Here is a 19,023-nt window from a genome sequence, read left to right on the forward strand (position 1 = left end):
TACGAAACAGTGACCCGCGTCACTCTCGGGGCAATCATTCATCACATGACCACGTGAGCGGGCTCACACCGGTAATCGAAGGCATTCGAGATGAGTGAAGTGACAACAACCCCACGGCGAGCCGTGACTGCTGATACCCAGCGGCGAGACCGTACCCACTGGCTGTACCTGGCGGTAATCCTGGCCGTGCTGGCGGGCATTCTGGTGGGCTGGCTGGCCCCCGGTTTCGGCAAGCAGGTCGGCGAGCTCGGCACGCTGTTCGTGAACCTGATCAAGATGATGATCTCGCCGGTGATCTTCTGCACCATCGTGCTCGGCATCGGATCGGTGCGGGCGGCGGCGAAGGTCGGCAAGGTCGGTGGGCTGGCGCTCGGCTACTTCCTGATCATGTCGACGGTCGCGCTGGCGATCGGCCTGGTGGTCGGCAACCTGCTGCATCCGGGCACCGGACTGGATATCGCCTCGCACGCCACCGAGAGTGCGAAGTACGTCAAGGACGCGCAGGGCGCGGGCGGCACCTGGGATTTCGTCAAGGACATCGTGCCGACCACCATGGTCTCGGCGCTGACCTCCGGGAAGGTGCTGCAGACGCTGTTCGTGGCGCTGCTGGTCGGTTTCGGCATCCAGGCCATGGGCGCCACGGGCGAACCGCTGCTGCGCGGCGTGGCGCTGCTGCAGAAGCTGATCTTCCGGATTCTGACCATGATCCTGTGGCTGGCCCCGCTGGGCGCGTTCGGCGCGATCGCGAACGTGGTGGCGCGCACGGGGCTCGACGCGGTGAAACAGCTGGCGCTGTTGATGATCGCCTTCTATCTCACCTGCGCGGTGTTCATCTTCGGGGTGCTGGGCGCGCTGCTGCGCTCGGTCGCCGGGGTCTCGATCTTCAAGCTGGTGCGCTATCTGGCCCGCGAGTACCTGCTCATCGTGGCGACCTCGTCCTCGGAATCGGCGCTGCCTCGCCTGATCGCGAAGATGGAGCATCTGGGCGTGGAGCGCACCACCGTGGGAGTGGTTGTGCCGACCGGATATTCGTTCAACCTCGACGGCACGGCCATCTACCTCACGATGGCGACCCTGTTCGTCGCCGACGCCATGGGCACGCCGCTGGCCTGGTCCGAACAGCTCGGTCTGCTGGTCTTCATGATCGTGGCCTCCAAGGGCGCGGCCGGTGTGACCGGTGCGGGCCTGGCCACCCTCGCGGGCGGTCTGCAGAGCCATCGCCCCGAACTGCTGGACGGCGTCGGACTGATCGTCGGCATCGACCGGTTCATGTCCGAAGCCCGTGCCGTGACCAACTTCTCGGGCAACGCGGTCGCCACCATCCTGGTCGGCACCTGGACCGACACCATCGAGCCCGCCCGGGTCCGCGCGGTCCTGGACCGCCAACTCCCGTTCGACGAAACCACCATGGTCGACGACCACCCGGTCGGCCCACCCGCCGCTGCCGAGCCACCGGCAGCCAAGAGCCTGGCCACCGCCTGACCCTCCCCCGGGGCGGTGACCAGAACCGCCGGCGCGCAATTCCGCTGCGCGCCGGCGGTTTTCCACGCGGCTCCGCGGGACAGGACGTGCCGGACCTGTCCCGCGGAGCCGCTCACGGTCGGCTGGAGCGCACCTCACCGGTGCGACGCGTCCGGCACCCGCCCGCCCTCGGCCGGTGCCGCACCCGCCAACCTTCGGGCAGCGCCGCACTCGAACCGACGAGCGCATTCAGCCCAGCGACTCGTCGACCTTCAGGGTGGCCGCGATGGCGTTCGCCAGTTCCGTGCCCTTGACGGTGAAGTGACGCGAGAAGTATTCGAGGTGTTCGGCGTGCTCGTGGAAGTGATGCGGGGTGAGCACCGCCGAGAACACCGGTACGTCGGTGTCGAGCTGGATGCGCATGAGGGCGTCCACCACGGTGGAGGCGACGAAATCGTGGCGGTAGATGCCGCCGTCCACGACGAGTGCGGCGGCCGCGATCGCGGCGTAGCGGCCGCTGAGCGCGAGTCGCTTTGCCCGCAGCGGGATTTCGAACGCGCCCGGCACCTCGATCACGTCGATGTCCGGGTGCCCGTGCTGCACGAGCGTGTCCCGGGCGGCGTTCACGGCATTGTCGACGATCTCGGCATGCCAGCGCGCGGCGACGATGGCGATTCGATTCCGAGTGGGTGACATGGGTATCTCCTGTTCGCGATGTCACCCAGGGCTTAGGCGACGCGAACGGACCCAACCGCGTGAGCGGACAGGCAGTACGGTCGCGTTCTCTTTCATCCGGACTCTGACCGTCGGCTCCGGGATCTCACCGGAATCTGCTCGACCCGCGATCCCCGAGGGGATCACAGCGCTCGCGGGCTCGTGCGCACCGGATCGGTCCGGACGCCATCACCGCCGGTGGGGAATTCCACCCCGCCCTGAGAACGTGTACGACCGGACTCTAACACCGTCCCCGAACCCGGGAAAACCATTGCGATCACCCATCGCGAAACTCCCCGGGCAGTGGTCCGCGCCTACTCACCGAGTCGCGCACCGCCACCTCGGCGGTGGGACGCCGCGTACTCGACGGGGCCGCCATCGCCCCGTCGAGTACGTACCGGCGGGACCGAACGCGTCCCACCGCCACCGAGCCGGACGCCCCGCCCACCGGGTTCGGCGGAGCCGGGCATCACCGGTCGTCGTCGGACGTCGAGCGCGTGCTCAGCGCAGCAGGACGTCCGCGTCGGCGGGGAGGGCGTCGACGGGCCACCAGCGCAGGTCGGTGGATTCGGCGCTGCGGACGGGGACCGCGCCCTCGGGGGCTTTGATTTTGAACAGGAGGTCCAGGTGACGGGTCGGCAAGCCCAGGGAGCAGGTGATGGGGTGGGCCTGGGCTCCGTAGAGGCCGGGTTCGAGGGTGAGGCCCTCGATGCCGGATTCCTCGGTGGCCTCGCGGAAGGCGGCCGCGGCGACGGTGTCGTCGGATTCCTCGCAGTGCCCGCCCAATTGGATCCAGCGGCCGACTCGCGGGTGCAGGGTGAGCAGGACGTCGCTCTCGTCGTGGGACAGCACCACCGCCGAGGCGGTGATGTGCCCGGCGGCGTGCTCGCGCAGGCAACCGCGCGGGGCGGAGCCGAGGAACGCGAGCATCGCCTCCCGCAGCGAGCCCTCCGGACCCGCTGCCGGCGACCAGGTTTCGAGCAACTCCACAGCCGACCTGTGCAACGACTCGGCGCTCACCGCCCTCCCCCGACCATCCCATGGGCCACAGCCGCACCGACCGGAGTCTCGATCGACGGCCCCTGCGGCACGGCGCCGCTCGTCCGGCGCCGAGTCGGCACTCGCACCCTCGATCCACCCGCCCGAGCCCCGGCCGGCGACATCCGCCTCACAGCTCCACCAGACCGATTCCCGGCTCGCGGGCATCGCGCGGGGCGAGCTCCTCGAGGGGGTAGCCGACGGCGATGGCTCCCAGCGGGTTCCAGTCGGACTCCAGGCCCAGGACCTCGCGGGCGACGTCGGGGGCGAAGATGGTGGAGCCGATCCAGCAGCTGCCTATGCCCTTCACCGCGAGGGACACGAGCAGACCCTGCACGGCCGCGCCGACGGCGACGGTGAACATGGTGGATTCGGCGGCTCGGCGACGGGCGTCCGGGTACTCGTGCGCGCCGTCCGGAACGCAGAACGGGATGATCACTTCGGGTGCGGCGGACAGGATGTCGCCCCGGGCGATGCGGCGCTCCACGCGTTCGGGATCGAGGCCGTCGGCGGTGAGGTCCTCGCGCCACTTCTGCGCCATGGCCGTGAGCAGTTGCTCGCGCACGGCGCGCGTGCGCACCCAGACGAAGCGGACCGGGCGGGTGTGATGCGGCGCGGGCGCGGTGAGCGCGGCTCCGATCGCACCTCGGATCAGCTCCGGATCGACGGGCGTGTCGGCGAACGCGCGCACCGAACGACGCAGCAGCACAGCCTGTTCGCGGCCCAGTTCGACCGCCTCCTGGGTGCCGAGCCAGAACAGATCGTCCGCACCGCCGCGCAGCAGATCGGCGGCGGTGGAACCGTCGTCGGTGTGCTGGAAACCGCGCACGACGGCGACCGGAACCCCGCCGAGTTTCCCCTTGGCCAGGTCCGCGGCGGCGGCCAGTTCGTCGGCGACGGCGACGAGGGTGACGTGCAGTTCGTTGCCCTGCCGGTCGATCGCGCCGTCGTAGTCGTGCAGCACCCGCAGGCCGGAAGAGCCGATGGCGGCGTCGATCTGGCCGTTGCGCCACGCCCGGCCCATGGTGTCGGTGATGACCACCGCGACCCGCACTCCGAGCTTCTCGGCCAGCGCGGTGCGCAACGCCTTGGCGCTGGCGTCCGGATCGACCGGCAGCAGAACCAGTTCGCCCTGTTCGACATTGGACCCGTCGACACCCGAGGCGGCCTGCACGATGCCGAGCTTGTTCTCGGTGATGAGGGTGCGGTTCTTGCGCGCCAGCACCCGCACCGACTCCCGCAGCACCAGTTCCCGGCGCGCGGCGTCGCGCTCCTCGGGATCGGAGGGCGCGCTCACGATGCGGCCCTCGGCCTTGGACACGATCTTGCTGGTGACCACCAGCACGTCGCCGTCCCGCAGCCAGGGCGCCTGCGCCGCAATGGCTTCGGCGACATCGTCACCCGGCCGGAATTCCGGCAAGCCCGGAATCGGCAGAATGCGCAGTTCGCCACCACCGGCATGATCGCCGAGCGCGGCGGTCCCCGCCCCGGCGTGAACGTTCGGGTCCGTCGTCACGATTCAACTCCCGTGATGTCCTTTTCGACGAGCGCCGCGCCCGCGAGCCCGTCCTCCGATTCCCTTGCCGTGCTCACGGTTTCACCCCGGCGATGTCCAGCGCCTCGCGCACCATCTGCGCGGTGGCCCCCGGATCGGTCATGAGCAGGGGCACGCTGCGCACCTCGACCCCGGGCACGTCGGCGGAGTCGGTGCTGTGGACGAGCCAACCGTCCAGGATGCCGGTGGCGGTGCGCGCGCCGTAGTAGTTGCCGACGGCCTCGGCGGTGGTCTCCACGCCGATCACCGACAGGCATTCATCGGCCATGCCGCGCAAAGGCTTTCCACCGACCACCGGCGAGAGCCCGATGACCTTGGCCGATGTGGTGCGCAACGCGCCCCGGATTCCGGGCACCGAAAGGATGGCCCCGACGCTCACGACGGGGTTCGACGGAGCAAGCAGGATCACATCAGCGGCGGCTATGATTTCTGTCACACCGGGCGCCGGTTTTGCTTGGTCCGCACCAATAGTCACGAATCCATGCGTCTCCACGTTCGCCCGATAGCGAACCCACCACTCTTGGAAATGGATCGCGCGACGTTCGCCAGGGTTCTCCGGGTCCCCGATTACCACGTGCGTTTCACACCTGTCGTCGGTTGCGGGAAGCAGTTTCACACCGGGTTGCCATCGCGCGCAGAGCGCCTCGGTGACGGCCGAGAGCGCATAACCCTGACGCAGCATTTCGGTGCGAATGAGATGAGTGGCGATATCCCGATCACCCAGCCCGAACCAATCGGGTTGAGCGTTGTATTTCGCCAGCTCCTCTTTGGCGTGCCAGGTCTCGTTCGCATGCCCCCAGCCGCGCTCCGGATCAATGCCGCCACCCAGGGTGTACATGCAGGTGTCCAGGTCAGGGCAGATACGCAGCCCGTGCATCCAGACGTCATCACCGACATTGACGATGGCTGTGGTTTCGGCTCCCGGCAACAGTTCGCGCACTCCCTGAAGGAAGCGCGCGCCGCCGACTCCACCGACCAGTACCGCGATCCGCAGACCTGTCCCGGGTGCGATATCCGCTTGTTCTCGAGTCACATCCGCACAGCCTATGCGGTTCATGCGCGAAGATGATTCGCGGCTTATTTGCTGCATATTTGCTGTTTGATCTGCGGGAACCTTCCAGAACGGGGGTCGGGGATGGTAACGGAATAGCTTCGACAGCTTGACCATCGACAGGCCCGGCGTGTCTAATCACAGGCATGTCATTCCGGGTCCGCGCGAGAGTTCAAGGCGCGGACAGGTTTTCGAACATGCGTTCGGTTCTTTGGAGACCGGCGAGGCATCGGAACGACGTGCAGCTCGGGGATGTCCGCGGGACTACATCGCGGGGTTGGGCCGTCGGTGAGATCGGCTCCGACGGAGTAATCATTCTGCGCTAACACACAGTGAGGAGGCGGCGCGATGGTCGATGAACCGGCCCCGTCAGGCATTCCGGGCGGTGTATCGCAATCCGATTCCACAGCTGGCGCAGCTCGAGATTTCTGCGCCGACGAACGGAACGGGTTCGAGGGGGGTGAACCGACGACGATGCGACCGGGGGGAGGCCAGTGGCCGCGTGCGCAGTTTCAGCCAGAATCACCACGGCTGAGCCTCATCGTCACCGGTGTGGAGGATATGTTCGACAGCTTCGCGAAGGGCAAGCACCTGACCGAGGCTGAGCAGTGGCAGGAACGAGCGCTGTGCGCTCAGACCGATCCGGAGGCGTTCTTCCCTGAGAAGGGCGGCTCCACCCGCGAGGCCAAACGAATCTGCCTGGGCTGCGAGGTCCGGGACGAATGCCTCGAATACGCCCTCGCCAACGACGAACGCTTCGGAATCTGGGGCGGTCTGTCGGAGCGGGAGCGCCGGCGTCTCAAGCGCGGAATCATCTGAGCCCGCTTCGCTGCGTCCGGCGCGGCGAAGCGTGAAAGACCCGCCCGCCCTTGCGCGTACGGCCGAGATCCCCAACAGCCCACGGACCCGTGGACGTTGGGGACTCGCCGTATCTGCGGCTCACTCGGGCGAGCGCGGCCGCCGCGCGAAACCCGTTGCGGCGGAAAAGGTTATTCCGGCTCAGGATCTATCACGTCGGGTTCGACGCCGAGGTAGGTGGCGATCTGCTGAACGAGCACCTCGCGCAGCAGATCGACCAGATCGTCGGGGTCACCGGCGCGGAGTTCCAAAGGCTTGCGAAACAAGACAATTCGGGCGCGGGTCGGCATTCCGTAGCGGTCGACCCCGGCCGGGATGAGCCGGGACAGCGGCACCGGCCCGTCGGCGACAACCTCGTCCGGCCAGGTGACCGAATCCGGGTGCAGCGGGCGGATTTTCGGCACGTCGTCCACGGCGATATCGAGACCGGTGAGCTGATCGCGCCAGCGCCCCTCCAGCGGCGCGAACGCCTCCAGCACCAATCGATCGAACTGCTGACCGCGAGTGCGCCGAGCGGGCACCGTCGGCGGCAGCATGGGACCGCGCACACCCCGCCCGCGGCGGATCACCGATCGCGCGGTGGGCGATCGCCTCTTTCGTGAACGGGTCATACCACGAATCTAACCGCACGGCCGGGAGCGATGCCGAAGCGGACGGAGCCCGGTCCCATTGAGCGTGTCTGTCCACATGACGGCGCGCGGAGGGTTACCCTGCATGGCGTGATTCCCATGCGTCGTTGCTGCCGTCCAGGCTGCAAAAACCCGGCCGTTGCGACGCTGACCTATGTCTACTCGGACTCGACGGCCGTCGTCGGTCCGCTGGCCGCGGTCGCCGAGCCGCACTCCTGGGACCTGTGTGAAACGCACGGCTCCCGGATCACCGCGCCCAAGGGATGGGAGATGGTCCGTCACGAGGGCGGGTTTTCCTCCGGCACCCCCGATGACGACGATCTGACCGCACTGGCCGAGGCCGTCCGCGAAGCCGGGATGCGCCGGCGCGCGACCGAGCCCGATCCGCGCGGCTACCCCGCCGATTACGCACCGGCTCCCCAGCGCCCCACCCGAACCGCGGGCCGCACCGGACGCCGCGGTCACCTCCGGGTCCTGCCCGATCCCCCCAACTAGCTGGGAGTGGGACCGGTGCGGACGGGGAGGCTCGGCCATCTGCCGATGGAGCCACTAATGTGGTCGGCATGACAGACGCCCGCACCGCCGAGTCCGTTCATGCAGTCATCAAGGCTTACGACGTACGAGGTGTGGTCGGCGAACAGATCGACGCGGACTTCGTGCGTGACGTGGCCGGTTCCTTCGCGCGGTTGATGCGCGAGGAGGGCGCGCAGCGGGTCGTGATCGGCCACGATATGCGTGACTCCTCCCCCGGGCTCGCCGACGCCTTCGCGGACGGCGTGCTGGCCCAGGGGCTCGACGTGGTGCAGATCGGCCTGGCCTCCACCGATCAGCTGTACTTCGCCTCGGGCTACCTCGAGTGTCCCGGCGCGATGTTCACCGCGAGCCACAATCCGGCCAAGTACAACGGCATCAAGATGTGCCGGGCCAAGGCGCTGCCGGTCGGCCAGGACACCGGGCTGGGCACCATCACCGACGAGGTCATCGCGGGCGTGCCCGCGTTCGACGGTCCGCGCGGCACCGCCACCGAGCAGGATCTGCTCTCGGACTACGCGGCGTATCTGCACAAGCTGGTGGACCTGAGCGGGTCGCGCCCGCTGCGCATCGCGGTGGACGCCGGCAACGGCATGGGCGGCTACACCGTGCCCGCCGTGCTGGGCACGCTGCCGCAGTTCACCATCGAACCGCTGTTCTTCGAATTGGACGGCAGCTTCCCCAATCACGAAGCCAATCCCCTGGATCCGAAGAACCTGGTGGATCTGCAGCGCTTCGTGCGCGAGACCAAGGCCGACATCGGCCTGGCCTTCGACGGCGACGCGGACCGCTGCTTCGTTGTGGACGAGAACGGTGATCCGGTCACCCCGTCCGCGGTCACCGGACTGGTTGCCGAGCGCGAGCTGATCAAGGAGCCCGGCGCCACGGTCATCCACAATCTGATCACCTCGCACGCCGTGCCGGAGCTGGTGACCGAGCTGGGCGGCAACCCGGTACGCACCCGCGTCGGACACTCGTTCATCAAGCAGCAGATGGCCGCGACCGGAGCGATCTTCGGCGGCGAGCACTCCGCGCACTACTACTTCCGCGACTTCTGGGGCGCCGACTCCGGCATGCTCGCGGCTCTGCACGTTTTGGCCGCTCTGGGCGAAAAAGAGCAGCCGATGTCCGAACTCGGATCCGCGTATGCAACATATGCGTCCTCCGGAGAGATCAACTCCACGGTGGATGACGCGCAGGCGCGCACGGTGGCGGTGGTCGAGGCATTCGGCAAGCGGGCCCAATCGGTGGACCGGCTGGACGGAGTCACGGTGCAGTTGCCCGACGGCGCCTGGTTCAACCTGCGGGCCTCGAATACCGAACCGCTGCTGCGGCTCAACGTCGAAGCCCGATCGCAGGAGGAAGTAGACGGACTCGTAACCGAGATCCTGAGCATCGTCCGCGCCTGACTGGAATAGTGGAATCACAGAGCTTGGATTCACCAGCGTCTGGTGACCCGATGAGGGGAGGTGGCAACGCCCGATGATCGCTGGGACACCTGTACTCGACCTCGATGACGTCGCCTCGCTGGAGGCGGCGGACGCCGGGGGCACCTTGCGCTCTGCCGCATCCGGCGGTGCTCAAGTGCGAGCGACCGCGGCGGCCGTTTCGGAGAACGCGCTGGCGCGCCTGGCCGATCTGAGACCGCGCAGCCTCGTGCTGGTCTCGGGTTCCGGACGAGCGTCGAGAGCCGCCGGCCTGCTCGTCGCCGCGCTCGGCGACCGCACGAGTATGCCGCTGGTGCAAGCCACCTCGATCCCGCCGTGGGTCGGCCCGCTCGATGTGGTGCTGGTGGCCGGAGACGATTCGGGCGATCCGCGCCTGGCCGAATCCGTGGACAGCGCACTGCGCCGCGGCGCGGAGGTGATCGTCGCCGCGCCCGACGAGGGACCGATGCGCGCCGCGGCCGCCGGACGCGCGGCCATGCTGCCGCCGCGGGTGCCCGTGCTCGATCACAATCGGCTGCTGCGCTATCTGTCGGTCGGGATGGCCGTGGTGGCCGCCATCGACCCGCATCGCACCTCGGCGCTGATCCCCGATCTGAACACCCTCGCCGATCTGCTCGATGCCGAAGCGCTCAGCGACGGACCGCAGAACGAGGCGTTCCACAATCCCGCCAAGAGCCTGGCCACCCGCTTGCAGCAGCGCAAGCGGATCGTGCTGGCCGGTGACAATCCCGCCGCGATCCAGCTGGCCGAACACGCCGCCGAGATCCTGCTGGCCTCGGCCGGGCAGATCTCGACCGCGACCAACCTGTCGGAAACCATTGCGGCGCAGGCGCGTCTGGTGGAGGCCGCGGGCGTGTCCGCACCCGGCTTCGATCCGCTGTTCCACGACGAACAGCTCGACGGTCCGGCCCCGGTGGAGCAGGTGCGGGTGTTCGTGCTGAGCACACAGACCGAGATGTCGGTGCGCCGGCGGCTGGGCGTGTTCAGCGGTGATTCCGGAATGGTCGACGCCGATCTGGTGAACGTCGACGTGGAGGCCGCGAACCCCGCGGCCGCCGGAGAACCGGGGGGCCAGGCCGCGCCTCCCAGCGAGTTGGAGCAGTTGGCGATCCTCACGCTCCGAATCGACATGGCGGCGGCCTACCTACGACTACTGGGTTCCCGCCCGGCCACCGGTCCGGGACGCTACGACGGGGGCAACTTCTAGTGCACGAACTCGTTGGTGCGCTGCGTTCCTACGCTTGGGGTTCGCGCACCGCGCTCGCTCAGCTGTGCGGACGACCGGTTCCCTCCGCGCATCCGGAAGCGGAACTCTGGTTCGGCGCGCATCCGGCCGACCCGGCCCGGGTCCAGATCAACGGCCACAGCCGCTCGCTGCTGGAGGTGGTCGATGCCGACCCCAGCGGCGAACTCGGTTCGGTCGCGAGCGAATTCGGTGGACGGCTGCCGTTCCTGCTCAAGATCCTCGCCGCGGAGGAACCGCTCTCGCTCCAGGCGCATCCGAGCCTCGCGCAGGCGCAGGCCGGGTTCGACAAGGAGAACCACGCCGGGTTGTCGATGGACTCCCCCATGCGCAACTACCGCGACGCCAACCACAAGCCCGAGCTGGTGGTGGCGCTGAATCGGTTCGAGGCGCTCGCCGGTTTCCGCGATCCGCTGCGCACGGTGCGGCTGCTGCGCGCCCTGGACGTGGCGGAGCTGAATCCGTACGCGGAACTGCTTGCCGCGCAGCCCGACTCGGCCGGGCTGCGCACCCTGTTCACCACCTGGATCGCACTGCCGCAGGCCGCGCTGAGCACCCTGCTGCCCAAGGTGCTCGACGCGTGCGTGCGCTACCTGTCCGAGCGCGATGCCGGATTCGAGGGCGTGCCCAAGGAATTCACCGCCGAGGTGCGCACCGCGCTGGAACTGGCGGAGGCGTATCCGGGCGATGCGGGAGTACTGGCCGCGCTGCTGCTGAACCGGATCACCCTCGAACCCGGTGAGGGCCTGTACCTGGCCGCCGGGAACCTGCACGCGTATCTGCGCGGCATGGGCGTGGAGATCATGGCCAACTCCGACAACGTGCTGCGCGGCGGACTCACGCCCAAACACGTGGACGTGCCGGAGTTGTTGCGAGTACTGGACTTCGAACCGCTCGAGCTGCCGATCGTGCAGTCCGAGGCGATGGGCGACGGGGTGTACCGATATCCCGCGCCCGCACCGGAATTCACGCTCAGCCGATTCGAGCTGGCCGTCGGCGACGAACCGGTGACTGTGCTGCGCGCCGGGCCGGGCATCACGCTGTGCACGCACGGGCGGGTGCGCCTGCTGCAGGGCCGGCACGAGCTGGCCGTGCAACGTGGTCACGCGGCGTGGATCTCGGCCACCGACGGGGAGATTCGCGCCCAGGCGATCGACGGCTCGGCTCAGCTTTTCTGCGCGGCGGTGAGCTCGAACTAGGCTGTCCTCCCGTGCGCGTTGTACGCGACGTAACGGACGTTCTGGAAGGACTGCACATTGTCTGCGGGTGGCGGTAAGAAGGCGATCCTGGCGGCGCTCAGCGCGAACGCCGGCATCGCGGTGGCGAAGTTCATCGGCGCGGCGATCACGGGATCGGCGTCGATGCTCGCCGAGGCCGTGCACTCGGTCGCCGACACCTCCAACCAGGGTCTGCTGCTGCTGGGCCAGCGCCGGTCCGAACAGCAGGCGGATCAGCTGCACCCCTTCGGGTACGGCCGCAATCGCTACTTCTACTCGTTCGTGGTCGCGCTGGTCATCTTCGCGCTCGGCTCGGTGTACGCGATCTACGAGGGCATCCACAAGATCCAGCATCCGGAGATGCTGAGCAACGCCATCGTGGCCATCGTCATCCTGGGCATCGCGATCGCGCTGGAGGGCTTCAGCTTCTTCACCGCCATGCGGGAATCCAAGCCGCTCAAGGGCGATGCGAGCTGGTGGCGGTTCATCCGCAACTCGCGCAATCCGGAACTGCCGGTGGTGCTGCTCGAGGACACCGGCGCGCTGATCGGCCTGGTCTTCGCATTCGTGGCCATCACGCTGACCGAACTGACCGGCGAACCGGTCTGGGACGGCATCGGCACGCTGGCCATCGGCATCCTGCTGGGCATCATCGCGGTCATTCTCATCATCGAGATGCAGAGCCTGCTGATCGGTGAGGGCGCGACACCCGAGGAGGATCGCAAGATCCGCGAATGCCTGGCCGGGGACGAGCGCATCGACCGCGTCATCCATCTGCGCACCCAATACCTCGGACCGGAGGAACTGCTCGTCGCGGCCAAGATCGCCATCGTGCCCGGATTGGAGATCGCGGACATCGCCGCGGCCATCGACGCGGCCGAAGCCCGCGTGCGCGAAGCGGTTCCGGCCGCGCGGGTCATCTACCTCGAACCCGACCTGTACCGCACGCAGGCCGCGTGAAGCTGATCCCGGCTGCCCCCGGCAGGGCGCCGCGCCGACCGTGGTGATCGTGACGATCGGATCGTCCGGCGCGTATCGCCGGACGTTCCACCGGTATCGCACGTAGCGTTGATCCCATGTCTTCGGGTGACAGCAGGAAGGCGGTGCTGGCGGCGTTCGCCGCCGACGCCGGCATCACGGTCGCGAAATTCGGCGGCGCGATCCTGACCGGATCGGGATCCATGCTGGCCGAGGCGATGCATTCGCTGGCCGACACCGCCAATCAGGGACTGCTCCTGGTCGGGCGGCGGCGCGCGGAACAGGCGCCGGATCAGTTGCACCCCTTCGGGTACGGCCGCAATCGCTACTTCTACTCGTTCGTGGTGGCGCTGGTCATCTTCACGCTCGGGTCGCTGTTCGCGATCAACGAGGGCATCCACAAGATCCGTGAACCGGAGCCGCTGGAATCCGCGGGCATCGCGATCGGGATTCTGGTGATCGCCATGTGCCTGGAGGGCTACAGCCTGGCCACCGCCCGCGAGGCGTCCGCACCGCTCAAGGGTCGCAACAGCTGGTGGCGGTTCATCCGCACCACTCGGAATCCGGAACTGCCGGTGGTGTTGCTCGAGGACACCGGCGCGCTGATCGGGCTGGTCCTGGCGTTCCTCGGCGTCGGGCTGACCGTGCTCACCGACGATCCGATCTGGGACGGGATCGGCACGGTCGCCATCGGAATCCTGCTCGGCGCAATAGCTGTCGTGCTGATCGTGGAGATGAAGAGCCTGTTGATCGGCGAGGGCGCGACTCCCGACGAGGAGCGCCGCATTCGGGAGAGCCTCGTCGACGTCAATCGGATCGACGGTGTGCTGCAGCTCAAGACGCAGTATCTCGCGCCGGACGACCTGCTGATCGCCGCGAAGGTCACCATGGTCGCGGGATTGGACATCTCGACCGTGGCCACGGCGATCGACGCCGCGGAAGCTCGTGTGCGCCAGGTGGTTCCGGCCGCCGGTGATATCTACATCGAACCGGATCTGCACCGCAGCCGTCGCGAGTGATGGCCGGGATCCACTGCGGGAGTGGACCTTCGGAGGGGCATGCCGATCCCTCCCCTCCGTTACAGATCGGTGCGCCCCTCCGAAAGCACTGCCCGCGGGGCACGATCGAACTCCGATCCGCGCGAGGCCCCTACAGCCTAGGGCGATTCCTACACCGGAGCAAGAAAAATCAGTAGAAAAGGTTTGGATCTCGATTCACCCGCTGACCACGTACGGAAGGTAGTAGAGTGCGGCAACAGGGATCTCGGGGAGAGTGTCGCGGCGTTCGTCGCGGCCCCTAGGGTAAATTTGGTTTACATGCAGCCGGAGTATGCGGGGTTCCTCGCGGCGTGCGTTCGCGAGCGGCGTCGAGAACTCAATCTCAGTCTCGACGACGTCATCGCCGCGGGCGGACCGACCCGCCGGACCCTGGTCCGGGTCGAGGCGGCCACCCTCGGCCCGACCCCCAAGCCGGTCACGTTCCGCCGCCTGGACACCTCCCTGGACTGGCACAGCGGCAGCGCGGCCAAGGCGTACTGGCGCGGGGAGAAACCACAGACCGCGCAGCGGCGCACCCTCGATCCGGGAACCGCGTCGGTGGCGGTGCCCGCCGCAATGGCGTTGGCGCTGTTCGACTCTCAGATCGGGCTCAACAAACTGCTCGATCACGGTCCACTGGACGAGCAGGCCCTGCGGGCCGCGGCCGGCGACCTGAACTCGCACCTGGGCCGTCTGCTCGGGCTCTATCTCACCGATCTGCTCGAACGCAATCGCGGTGCGGAGGCATCGGTGCTGCCGCTGGTCGAGCACGCCTTCGGGCCACTGCTGAACGAGCCCGCCCACCCGCAGGACCCCGACTACGAGGACCGGCTGTACCGGCGCTGGCTGATCGGGCGCACCTGCGACCTCCCCGCCGATCTGGCGGGCAAGTTCTGCGCCCGGCTCAGGCAGGCACGCGAGGACACCGGAGAGTGGCCGCTGTCGGCGTCGTAGTCAGGCGCGCAGCAGGTCGAGAGGGTGTGTGCGGATGCCGAATTCGCGGCGGAGGGCGTGGTGGGCGGCGTGCAGGCCGTTCATGGCGTGCACGCCGGGGCCGGGTGGGGTGGCGGCGGAGCACAGGTAGACACCCGGGAGGGGGGTGCGGTAGGGGTTCCAGCGGGGAGCCGGGCGAAAAAGCGTCTGGCGCAGGGTCATCGCGCCCGCGGAGATGTCGCCGCCGATGTAGTTCGCGTTGTGCGCGGGCATGGTGGCGGCGGTGCGCACGTTGGTGGCGAGGACGAGATCACGGAAACCGGGGGCGAAGCGTTCGACCTGGGCGGTGATGGTCTCGGTCAGGTCGTCGGTGGAACCGTTGGGGACGTGGGCGTAGGTGTAGAAGGTGTGCTTCCCGGCGGGGGCGCGGGTGGAGTCCACGACGCCCGGCTGGATCGCCAGTACGTAGGGCCGTTCCGCGTGACGCCCTGCGGCGACGGCCTTTTCGGCCGCCACGATCTCCGCTCGGGATCCGGCCAGGTGCAGCGTGCCGGCCCGCTCGCACCCCCGCGCCTGCCACGGAACCGGACCCGACAGCGCGAAATCCACCTTGCAGGCCGCGCCGCCGTACCGGAATTTGTCGAGTGCGTAGGCGTATCCGCCGGACAACCGCTCCCCCGCGACGCGCTGGAGTTCGGCGGGCGCGGTATCGAGCAGCACCGCCGCGGCGCTGCCGAATTCGCCGAGGTCGTCCACCCGATGCCCGGTGATGATCCGTCCGCCGTGCCGCGTCAGATCCTCGGCCAGCGCGTCCACGATCACCTGGCTGCCCCCGCGCGGCACCGGCCAGCCGCCCGCGTGCGCGAGGGTGCCCAGCAGCAGGGAGACGCCCGCGCCGGGAGCGCTGCGCGGCGGGCGGATCGCGTGCGCGGCCACCCCGGTCAGCAGGGCGGGCGCCAGATCCTCGCGAAAGCGCGCGTTCCACAGCGGCGTGGACAGCTCCGCCATGCGGGCGCCGAGCAGCACACCCACCGGCTCGACCGGCGGGTGCCGCATATCGGACATGATCAGGTCGACCAGGTCCTCCCAGCGCCGCACCAGCGGCCCGAACAGCCGCTGCCAGGCCCGGCCGTCCCGCCCGAGACCGTCGACGGTGTGCTCGAGGTCCCGCCAGGCCAGTGCGGCCCGGCCGCCGTCCAGCGGATGGGCGTACGACACCTGCGGCGTGAGCAGTTCCACCCCGTGCGCGGCCAGGTCGAACGCCCGGAAGAACGGCGACGCCACCGCCATCGGATGGGCCCCCGCGCACAGGTCGTGCTTGAACCCCGGGAGGGTCACCTCCCCGGTCCGGCATCCCCCGCCGATCCGGTCCGCGGCCTCGTACACCTCGACCTCGAGCCCCGCCCGAGCCAGGATCACAGCCGCCGCAAGCCCATTGGGCCCCGACCCGACCACCACCGCATCAGCCATGATCTCCACAGTAGGCGCGCTCGGGCGCCTACCACCGCCACCGTGACGAACCCGATGATCCAGGCCGAATATCACCGCGTGGACGGCCCCGGAGATCCGAGGTCGGCGGATCTATCGCGCACGGTACGGCGGGTCGGACGAGTCCGGTCGGCGCACCGGGTGGCACATTCGAGCCGTCGCAGTTCAGGCCGGCCTTTCGGTGGCCGGGGCGGCCGGGCCGGGCTTCGAGGCCGCGCGGACCGGGGCACTCAGGCCGGTGAGATCCATTGGGACACCAGGATTTCCAGTCGCTGGGTCCGAAAATCGGGTCGGAGCCGCCCCCCTCGGTCCAAGGTGGCCAGGCCGTGCAGCGCACTCCAGCACACCTCGGTGAAGGTTTCCTCGTCGTGCGGCGCCGCGAAAGGCGCGAAGGTGAGCAGGAGTTCGACGAAGGTGTCCTTGAGCAGTTGCGGCGCGTCGGGCCCGAAAGTCAGTTCGGTGCGCAGCAGGAACATGGCGTCGTAGAGTGCTGCCCGTTCTCGAGCGAACCGCAGGTACCCCTCCGCGACGGCGGTGAGCGCGGCCTCCGGATCCGGCGCGGCTTCGCGCAATTCCCTTGTCATGACCCCCAATTCGACGAAGCCCTGCTCCGCGACGGCGGTCACGATGGCGTCCTTGCCGGCGAAGTGCCCGTACAGCACCGGCTGGCTGTATTCGATGCGCTCGGCGAGGCGTCGCACGGTGACGGCGTCCCAGCCGTCGGTCTCGGCGATCGCGCGAGCGGTGTCGACGATGCGCTGATGGCGTTCCGCGCGTTCGCGTTCCTTGCGGGTCTGAGTGACTGACATGAACAAACTCTAGCACCGCTAGACAAACTACCTATCGATAATCTAGCGTTGCACCCATCAGTTAGCACCGCTAGATTTTGGAGCCACAATGAACATCTCCCGCATCGCCACCGTCCTGTCCCTCATCGGCGCCGCCTTCATCCTCTACATCGGCCTGAGCTACCTGATCGCCCCCGAGGCCACCGCGACCGGTTTCGGACTGCCGTCCTGGCCGACCGGCGAGGCCGCCGCGTTCATGAACCTCAAGGGTGTGCGCGACACCGCCTCCGGAATCCTGATCCTGGCGCTGCTGGCCGCCCGTCAGCGCTTCGCCCTCGGAATCAGCATGCTGGTCTTGGCCCTCATCCCGATCGGCGATATGACCACGGTCCTGAGCTACCACGGCTCCACCGCCGCCGCGTTCGGCATCCACGGCCTGACCGCCGCCCTGGTCGCCCTCACCGGGTTCCTGCTGATCCGCGAACCCCGCACCGCCGGTATCGAATCCGCCGTCGCGGCGCCCCCGGCCATGAGCCCCGTCACAGCGCGATGATTCTCGGCGGGCCGCGTCGTCCTTACCGGCAACCGCATCCCGAGGAGCACCCCATGGCGACCACCAAGCCGCACGGCCCGGCCTCGTACTTCCCCACCATCGAAACCAAATACGGCCGCACGGTGGACGACTGGTTCGCCCTCCTCGCCGACACCGGGATCACCTCCCATAAAGACCTGGTGAATTGGCTCAAATCGGAGCATGAGATGGGGCATGGTCACGCGAGCGCGCTGGTCCAGTTCCACCTGAACCCCGGCAAGTGGGAGCGATAGGCCTCACCCGAGGACCGCCCCGACGATGAGCCGCGAGAGCATCCGCTCCCCCAACGAGATTCGGCCGCCCACAGTGTGTGGGCGGCCGAATCTCGTTGAGCTGTCGAATAGTTCGCGCCGGACGAACTCAGACGTCGGTGGAGAAGCGCAGACCGCCGTCGGGGATGGTGACGCCGGGCCAGACGCGGGCTCCGCGCAGCAGTTCGCAGCGCGCACCGATATTGGCTCCGTCACCGATCACGCCGTCACGCACGAGGGCGCGCGGGCCGATCCGGGCGCCGAAGCCGATGATCGAACGTTCCACGGTGGCACCGGCTTCCACGACCGCGCCGTCGAACAGGATCGCGCCGTCCAACCGTGCGCCCGCACCGACCTCCGCGCCGCGTCCGACCACGGTGCCGCCGATCAGCAGGGCCCCGGGCGCGACACCCGCACCCGGATGGACCAGGGATTCGCCGCGCTGCCCCGGCAACGCCGGGGACGGGGCGATGCCGCGCACGAGGTCCGCGGAGCCGCGCACGAAGTCCTCCGGGGTGCCCATGTCACGCCAGTACGAGGTGTCCACGTGCCCCTGGATGTGCGCGCCCTCGGCCAGCAGCGACGGGAAGGTCTCGCGCTCCACCGAGACCGGACGGCCGGCGGGGATCTTCTCGATGTACTCGCGCCGGAAGACGTAGCAGCCCGCGTTGATCTGGTCGGTCGGCGGATCCTGGGTCTTCTCCAGGAACGCGGTGACACGGCCGTTCTCGTCCGTCGGCACGCAGCCGAAGGCGCGCGGGTCGCTGACCCGGACCAGGTGCAGGGTGACGTCGGCATTGCTGGAGTGGTGCGTGTCCAGCACGCCGCCGAGGTCGGTGCCGCCCAGCACGTCACCGTTGAACACCATGACGGTGTCCGCGCGCAGCTTCGGCAGCACATTGCGAATGCCGCCGCCGGTGCCGAGGGCTTCGCTCTCGGTCACGTACTCGAGCTCCAGCCCGAATTGCGAACCGTCGCCGAAGTGTTCCTCGAACACCTCCGCCTTGTACGAGGTGCCCAGGACGACGTGCTTGATTCCGGCCGCGGCGATGCGCGCCAGCAGGTGCTGCAGGAACGGCAAACCGGCTGTGGGCAGCATCGGCTTCGGGGCGGACAGGGTCAGTGGTCGCAGGCGGGTGCCCTGACCGCCTACCAGGATCACCGCGTCCGTGGACCCGGCTCCAGTGCCGCTGTTCGCCATCGTCTCCCCT

The 19,023-nt window shown here is 68.5% G+C and carries 19 protein-coding genes and 1 riboswitch; of the genes, 11 read left to right on the top strand and 8 right to left on the bottom strand.

Annotation, left to right across the window (positions count from 1 at the left end; translation table 11 throughout):
- Positions 1-90: 90 nt before the first annotated feature.
- Positions 91-1,482 carry a cation:dicarboxylate symporter family transporter gene (locus NJ1_RS05020; protein WP_067687981.1) on the top strand — a complete coding sequence of 464 codons (1,392 nt, stop codon included), beginning with the start codon at positions 91-93 and terminating at the stop codon, positions 1,480-1,482.
- A 228-nt stretch (positions 1,483-1,710) separates the two neighbouring features.
- Here the strand turns inward: NJ1_RS05020 and NJ1_RS05025 are convergent, their stop codons facing one another.
- The 4 genes from NJ1_RS05025 to cofD form a co-directional block, all read right to left on the bottom strand.
- Positions 1,711-2,157 (bottom strand): 6,7-dimethyl-8-ribityllumazine synthase, encoded by a 447-nt coding sequence (locus NJ1_RS05025; RefSeq protein ID WP_067687983.1) that lies wholly within the window; start codon positions 2,155-2,157, stop codon positions 1,711-1,713.
- A gap of 80 nt (positions 2,158-2,237) precedes the next feature.
- A riboswitch (FMN riboswitch) is annotated at positions 2,238-2,405 on the bottom strand.
- A 271-nt stretch (positions 2,406-2,676) separates the two neighbouring features.
- A complete protein-coding gene (locus NJ1_RS05030; protein WP_067687984.1) occupies positions 2,677-3,195 on the bottom strand; it encodes an NUDIX hydrolase in 519 nt (172 codons plus the stop codon).
- A 148-nt stretch (positions 3,196-3,343) separates the two neighbouring features.
- Entirely contained in the window at positions 3,344-4,729 is a 1,386-nt protein-coding gene (locus NJ1_RS05035; protein ID WP_067687987.1) for a coenzyme F420-0:L-glutamate ligase, read from the bottom strand.
- A 73-nt stretch (positions 4,730-4,802) separates the two neighbouring features.
- Positions 4,803-5,762: a 2-phospho-L-lactate transferase gene (gene cofD, locus NJ1_RS05040; protein WP_067688479.1), complete on the bottom strand. Its 960-nt coding sequence runs from the start codon at positions 5,760-5,762 to the stop codon at positions 4,803-4,805.
- A 618-nt stretch (positions 5,763-6,380) separates the two neighbouring features.
- Between cofD and NJ1_RS05045 the strand changes: the two genes are divergently transcribed.
- Positions 6,381-6,638, top strand: coding sequence for a WhiB family transcriptional regulator (locus tag NJ1_RS05045; RefSeq protein ID WP_169813093.1), 258 nt, complete (start codon positions 6,381-6,383; stop codon positions 6,636-6,638).
- A gap of 170 nt (positions 6,639-6,808) precedes the next feature.
- Here NJ1_RS05045 and NJ1_RS05050 read toward each other — a convergent pair whose 3' ends face one another.
- Entirely contained in the window at positions 6,809-7,288 is a 480-nt protein-coding gene (locus NJ1_RS05050) for a metallopeptidase family protein (RefSeq protein ID WP_169813086.1), read from the bottom strand.
- Positions 7,289-7,405: 117 nt separating this feature from the next.
- On the opposite strand from NJ1_RS05050, the gene NJ1_RS05055 reads away from it, so the two are divergent.
- The 7 genes from NJ1_RS05055 to NJ1_RS05085 all read left to right on the top strand — a co-directional run bounded on the left by NJ1_RS05055 (position 7,406) and on the right by NJ1_RS05085 (position 14,714).
- On the top strand, positions 7,406-7,801 hold the full coding sequence (locus NJ1_RS05055; RefSeq protein ID WP_067688482.1) for a DUF3499 domain-containing protein: 396 nt from the start codon (positions 7,406-7,408) through the stop codon (positions 7,799-7,801).
- Positions 7,802-7,869: 68 nt separating this feature from the next.
- Positions 7,870-9,246: a phosphomannomutase/phosphoglucomutase gene (locus NJ1_RS05060; protein ID WP_067687993.1), complete on the top strand. Its 1,377-nt coding sequence runs from the start codon at positions 7,870-7,872 to the stop codon at positions 9,244-9,246.
- 73 nt (positions 9,247-9,319) lie between these two features.
- Entirely contained in the window at positions 9,320-10,492 is a 1,173-nt protein-coding gene (locus NJ1_RS05065) for a tobH protein (protein WP_067687996.1), read from the top strand.
- A complete protein-coding gene (gene manA, locus NJ1_RS05070) occupies positions 10,492-11,727 on the top strand; it encodes a mannose-6-phosphate isomerase, class I (RefSeq protein WP_067687998.1) in 1,236 nt (411 codons plus the stop codon). The genes NJ1_RS05065 and manA overlap by 1 nt, the downstream gene beginning before the upstream one ends.
- Before the next feature lie 57 nt (positions 11,728-11,784).
- Positions 11,785-12,705, top strand: coding sequence for a cation diffusion facilitator family transporter (locus tag NJ1_RS05075; RefSeq protein WP_067688000.1), 921 nt, complete (start codon positions 11,785-11,787; stop codon positions 12,703-12,705).
- Positions 12,706-12,821: 116 nt separating this feature from the next.
- Positions 12,822-13,742: a cation diffusion facilitator family transporter gene (locus tag NJ1_RS05080; RefSeq protein WP_067688003.1), complete on the top strand. Its 921-nt coding sequence runs from the start codon at positions 12,822-12,824 to the stop codon at positions 13,740-13,742.
- Positions 13,743-14,039: 297 nt separating this feature from the next.
- On the top strand, positions 14,040-14,714 hold the full coding sequence (locus NJ1_RS05085) for a hypothetical protein (protein ID WP_067688006.1): 675 nt from the start codon (positions 14,040-14,042) through the stop codon (positions 14,712-14,714).
- Here NJ1_RS05085 and NJ1_RS05090 read toward each other — a convergent pair whose 3' ends face one another.
- A complete protein-coding gene (locus NJ1_RS05090) occupies positions 14,715-16,163 on the bottom strand; it encodes a phytoene desaturase family protein (protein ID WP_067688485.1) in 1,449 nt (482 codons plus the stop codon).
- Positions 16,164-16,411: 248 nt separating this feature from the next.
- Positions 16,412-16,990 (bottom strand): TetR/AcrR family transcriptional regulator, encoded by a 579-nt coding sequence (locus NJ1_RS05095; RefSeq protein WP_067688009.1) that lies wholly within the window; start codon positions 16,988-16,990, stop codon positions 16,412-16,414.
- A gap of 88 nt (positions 16,991-17,078) precedes the next feature.
- Here NJ1_RS05095 and NJ1_RS05100 point away from each other — a divergent pair, with 88 nt between their 5' ends.
- On the top strand, positions 17,079-17,522 hold the full coding sequence (locus NJ1_RS05100) for a DUF4267 domain-containing protein (protein WP_067688012.1): 444 nt from the start codon (positions 17,079-17,081) through the stop codon (positions 17,520-17,522).
- A 53-nt stretch (positions 17,523-17,575) separates the two neighbouring features.
- A complete protein-coding gene (locus tag NJ1_RS05105) occupies positions 17,576-17,794 on the top strand; it encodes a DUF4287 domain-containing protein (RefSeq protein WP_067688015.1) in 219 nt (72 codons plus the stop codon).
- A 127-nt stretch (positions 17,795-17,921) separates the two neighbouring features.
- Here the strand turns inward: NJ1_RS05105 and manB are convergent, their stop codons facing one another.
- Positions 17,922-19,013: a mannose-1-phosphate guanylyltransferase gene (gene manB, locus NJ1_RS05110; protein ID WP_067688017.1), complete on the bottom strand. Its 1,092-nt coding sequence runs from the start codon at positions 19,011-19,013 to the stop codon at positions 17,922-17,924.
- Between the last annotated feature and the right edge of the window lie 10 nt (positions 19,014-19,023).

The sequence above is a fragment of the Nocardia jejuensis NBRC 103114 genome (assembly GCF_001613145.1).
Taxonomy (GTDB): Bacteria; Actinomycetota; Actinomycetes; order Mycobacteriales; family Mycobacteriaceae; genus Nocardia; species Nocardia jejuensis.

What these genes read in the sequence shown, in the direction of transcription:
- NJ1_RS05025 (WP_067687983.1), bottom strand. Translation starts at nt 2,157, where the DNA reads ATGTCACCCACTCGGAATCGAATCGCCATCGTCGCCGCGCGCTGGCAT.
- NJ1_RS05100 (WP_067688012.1), top strand. Translation starts at nt 17,079, where the DNA reads ATGAACATCTCCCGCATCGCCACCGTCCTGTCCCTCATCGGCGCCGCC.
- NJ1_RS05080 (WP_067688003.1), top strand. Translation starts at nt 12,822, where the DNA reads ATGTCTTCGGGTGACAGCAGGAAGGCGGTGCTGGCGGCGTTCGCCGCC.
- NJ1_RS05090 (WP_067688485.1), bottom strand. Translation starts at nt 16,163, where the DNA reads ATGGCTGATGCGGTGGTGGTCGGGTCGGGGCCCAATGGGCTTGCGGCG.
- NJ1_RS05020 (WP_067687981.1), top strand. Translation starts at nt 91, where the DNA reads ATGAGTGAAGTGACAACAACCCCACGGCGAGCCGTGACTGCTGATACC.
- NJ1_RS05050 (WP_169813086.1), bottom strand. Translation starts at nt 7,288, where the DNA reads ATGACCCGTTCACGAAAGAGGCGATCGCCCACCGCGCGATCGGTGATC.
- NJ1_RS05060 (WP_067687993.1), top strand. Translation starts at nt 7,870, where the DNA reads ATGACAGACGCCCGCACCGCCGAGTCCGTTCATGCAGTCATCAAGGCT.
- NJ1_RS05065 (WP_067687996.1), top strand. Translation starts at nt 9,320, where the DNA reads ATGATCGCTGGGACACCTGTACTCGACCTCGATGACGTCGCCTCGCTG.
- NJ1_RS05055 (WP_067688482.1), top strand. Translation starts at nt 7,406, where the DNA reads ATGCGTCGTTGCTGCCGTCCAGGCTGCAAAAACCCGGCCGTTGCGACG.
- NJ1_RS05045 (WP_169813093.1), top strand. Translation starts at nt 6,381, where the DNA reads ATGTTCGACAGCTTCGCGAAGGGCAAGCACCTGACCGAGGCTGAGCAG.
- manB (WP_067688017.1), bottom strand. Translation starts at nt 19,013, where the DNA reads ATGGCGAACAGCGGCACTGGAGCCGGGTCCACGGACGCGGTGATCCTG.
- NJ1_RS05095 (WP_067688009.1), bottom strand. Translation starts at nt 16,990, where the DNA reads ATGTCAGTCACTCAGACCCGCAAGGAACGCGAACGCGCGGAACGCCAT.
- NJ1_RS05105 (WP_067688015.1), top strand. Translation starts at nt 17,576, where the DNA reads ATGGCGACCACCAAGCCGCACGGCCCGGCCTCGTACTTCCCCACCATC.
- NJ1_RS05085 (WP_067688006.1), top strand. Translation starts at nt 14,040, where the DNA reads ATGCAGCCGGAGTATGCGGGGTTCCTCGCGGCGTGCGTTCGCGAGCGG.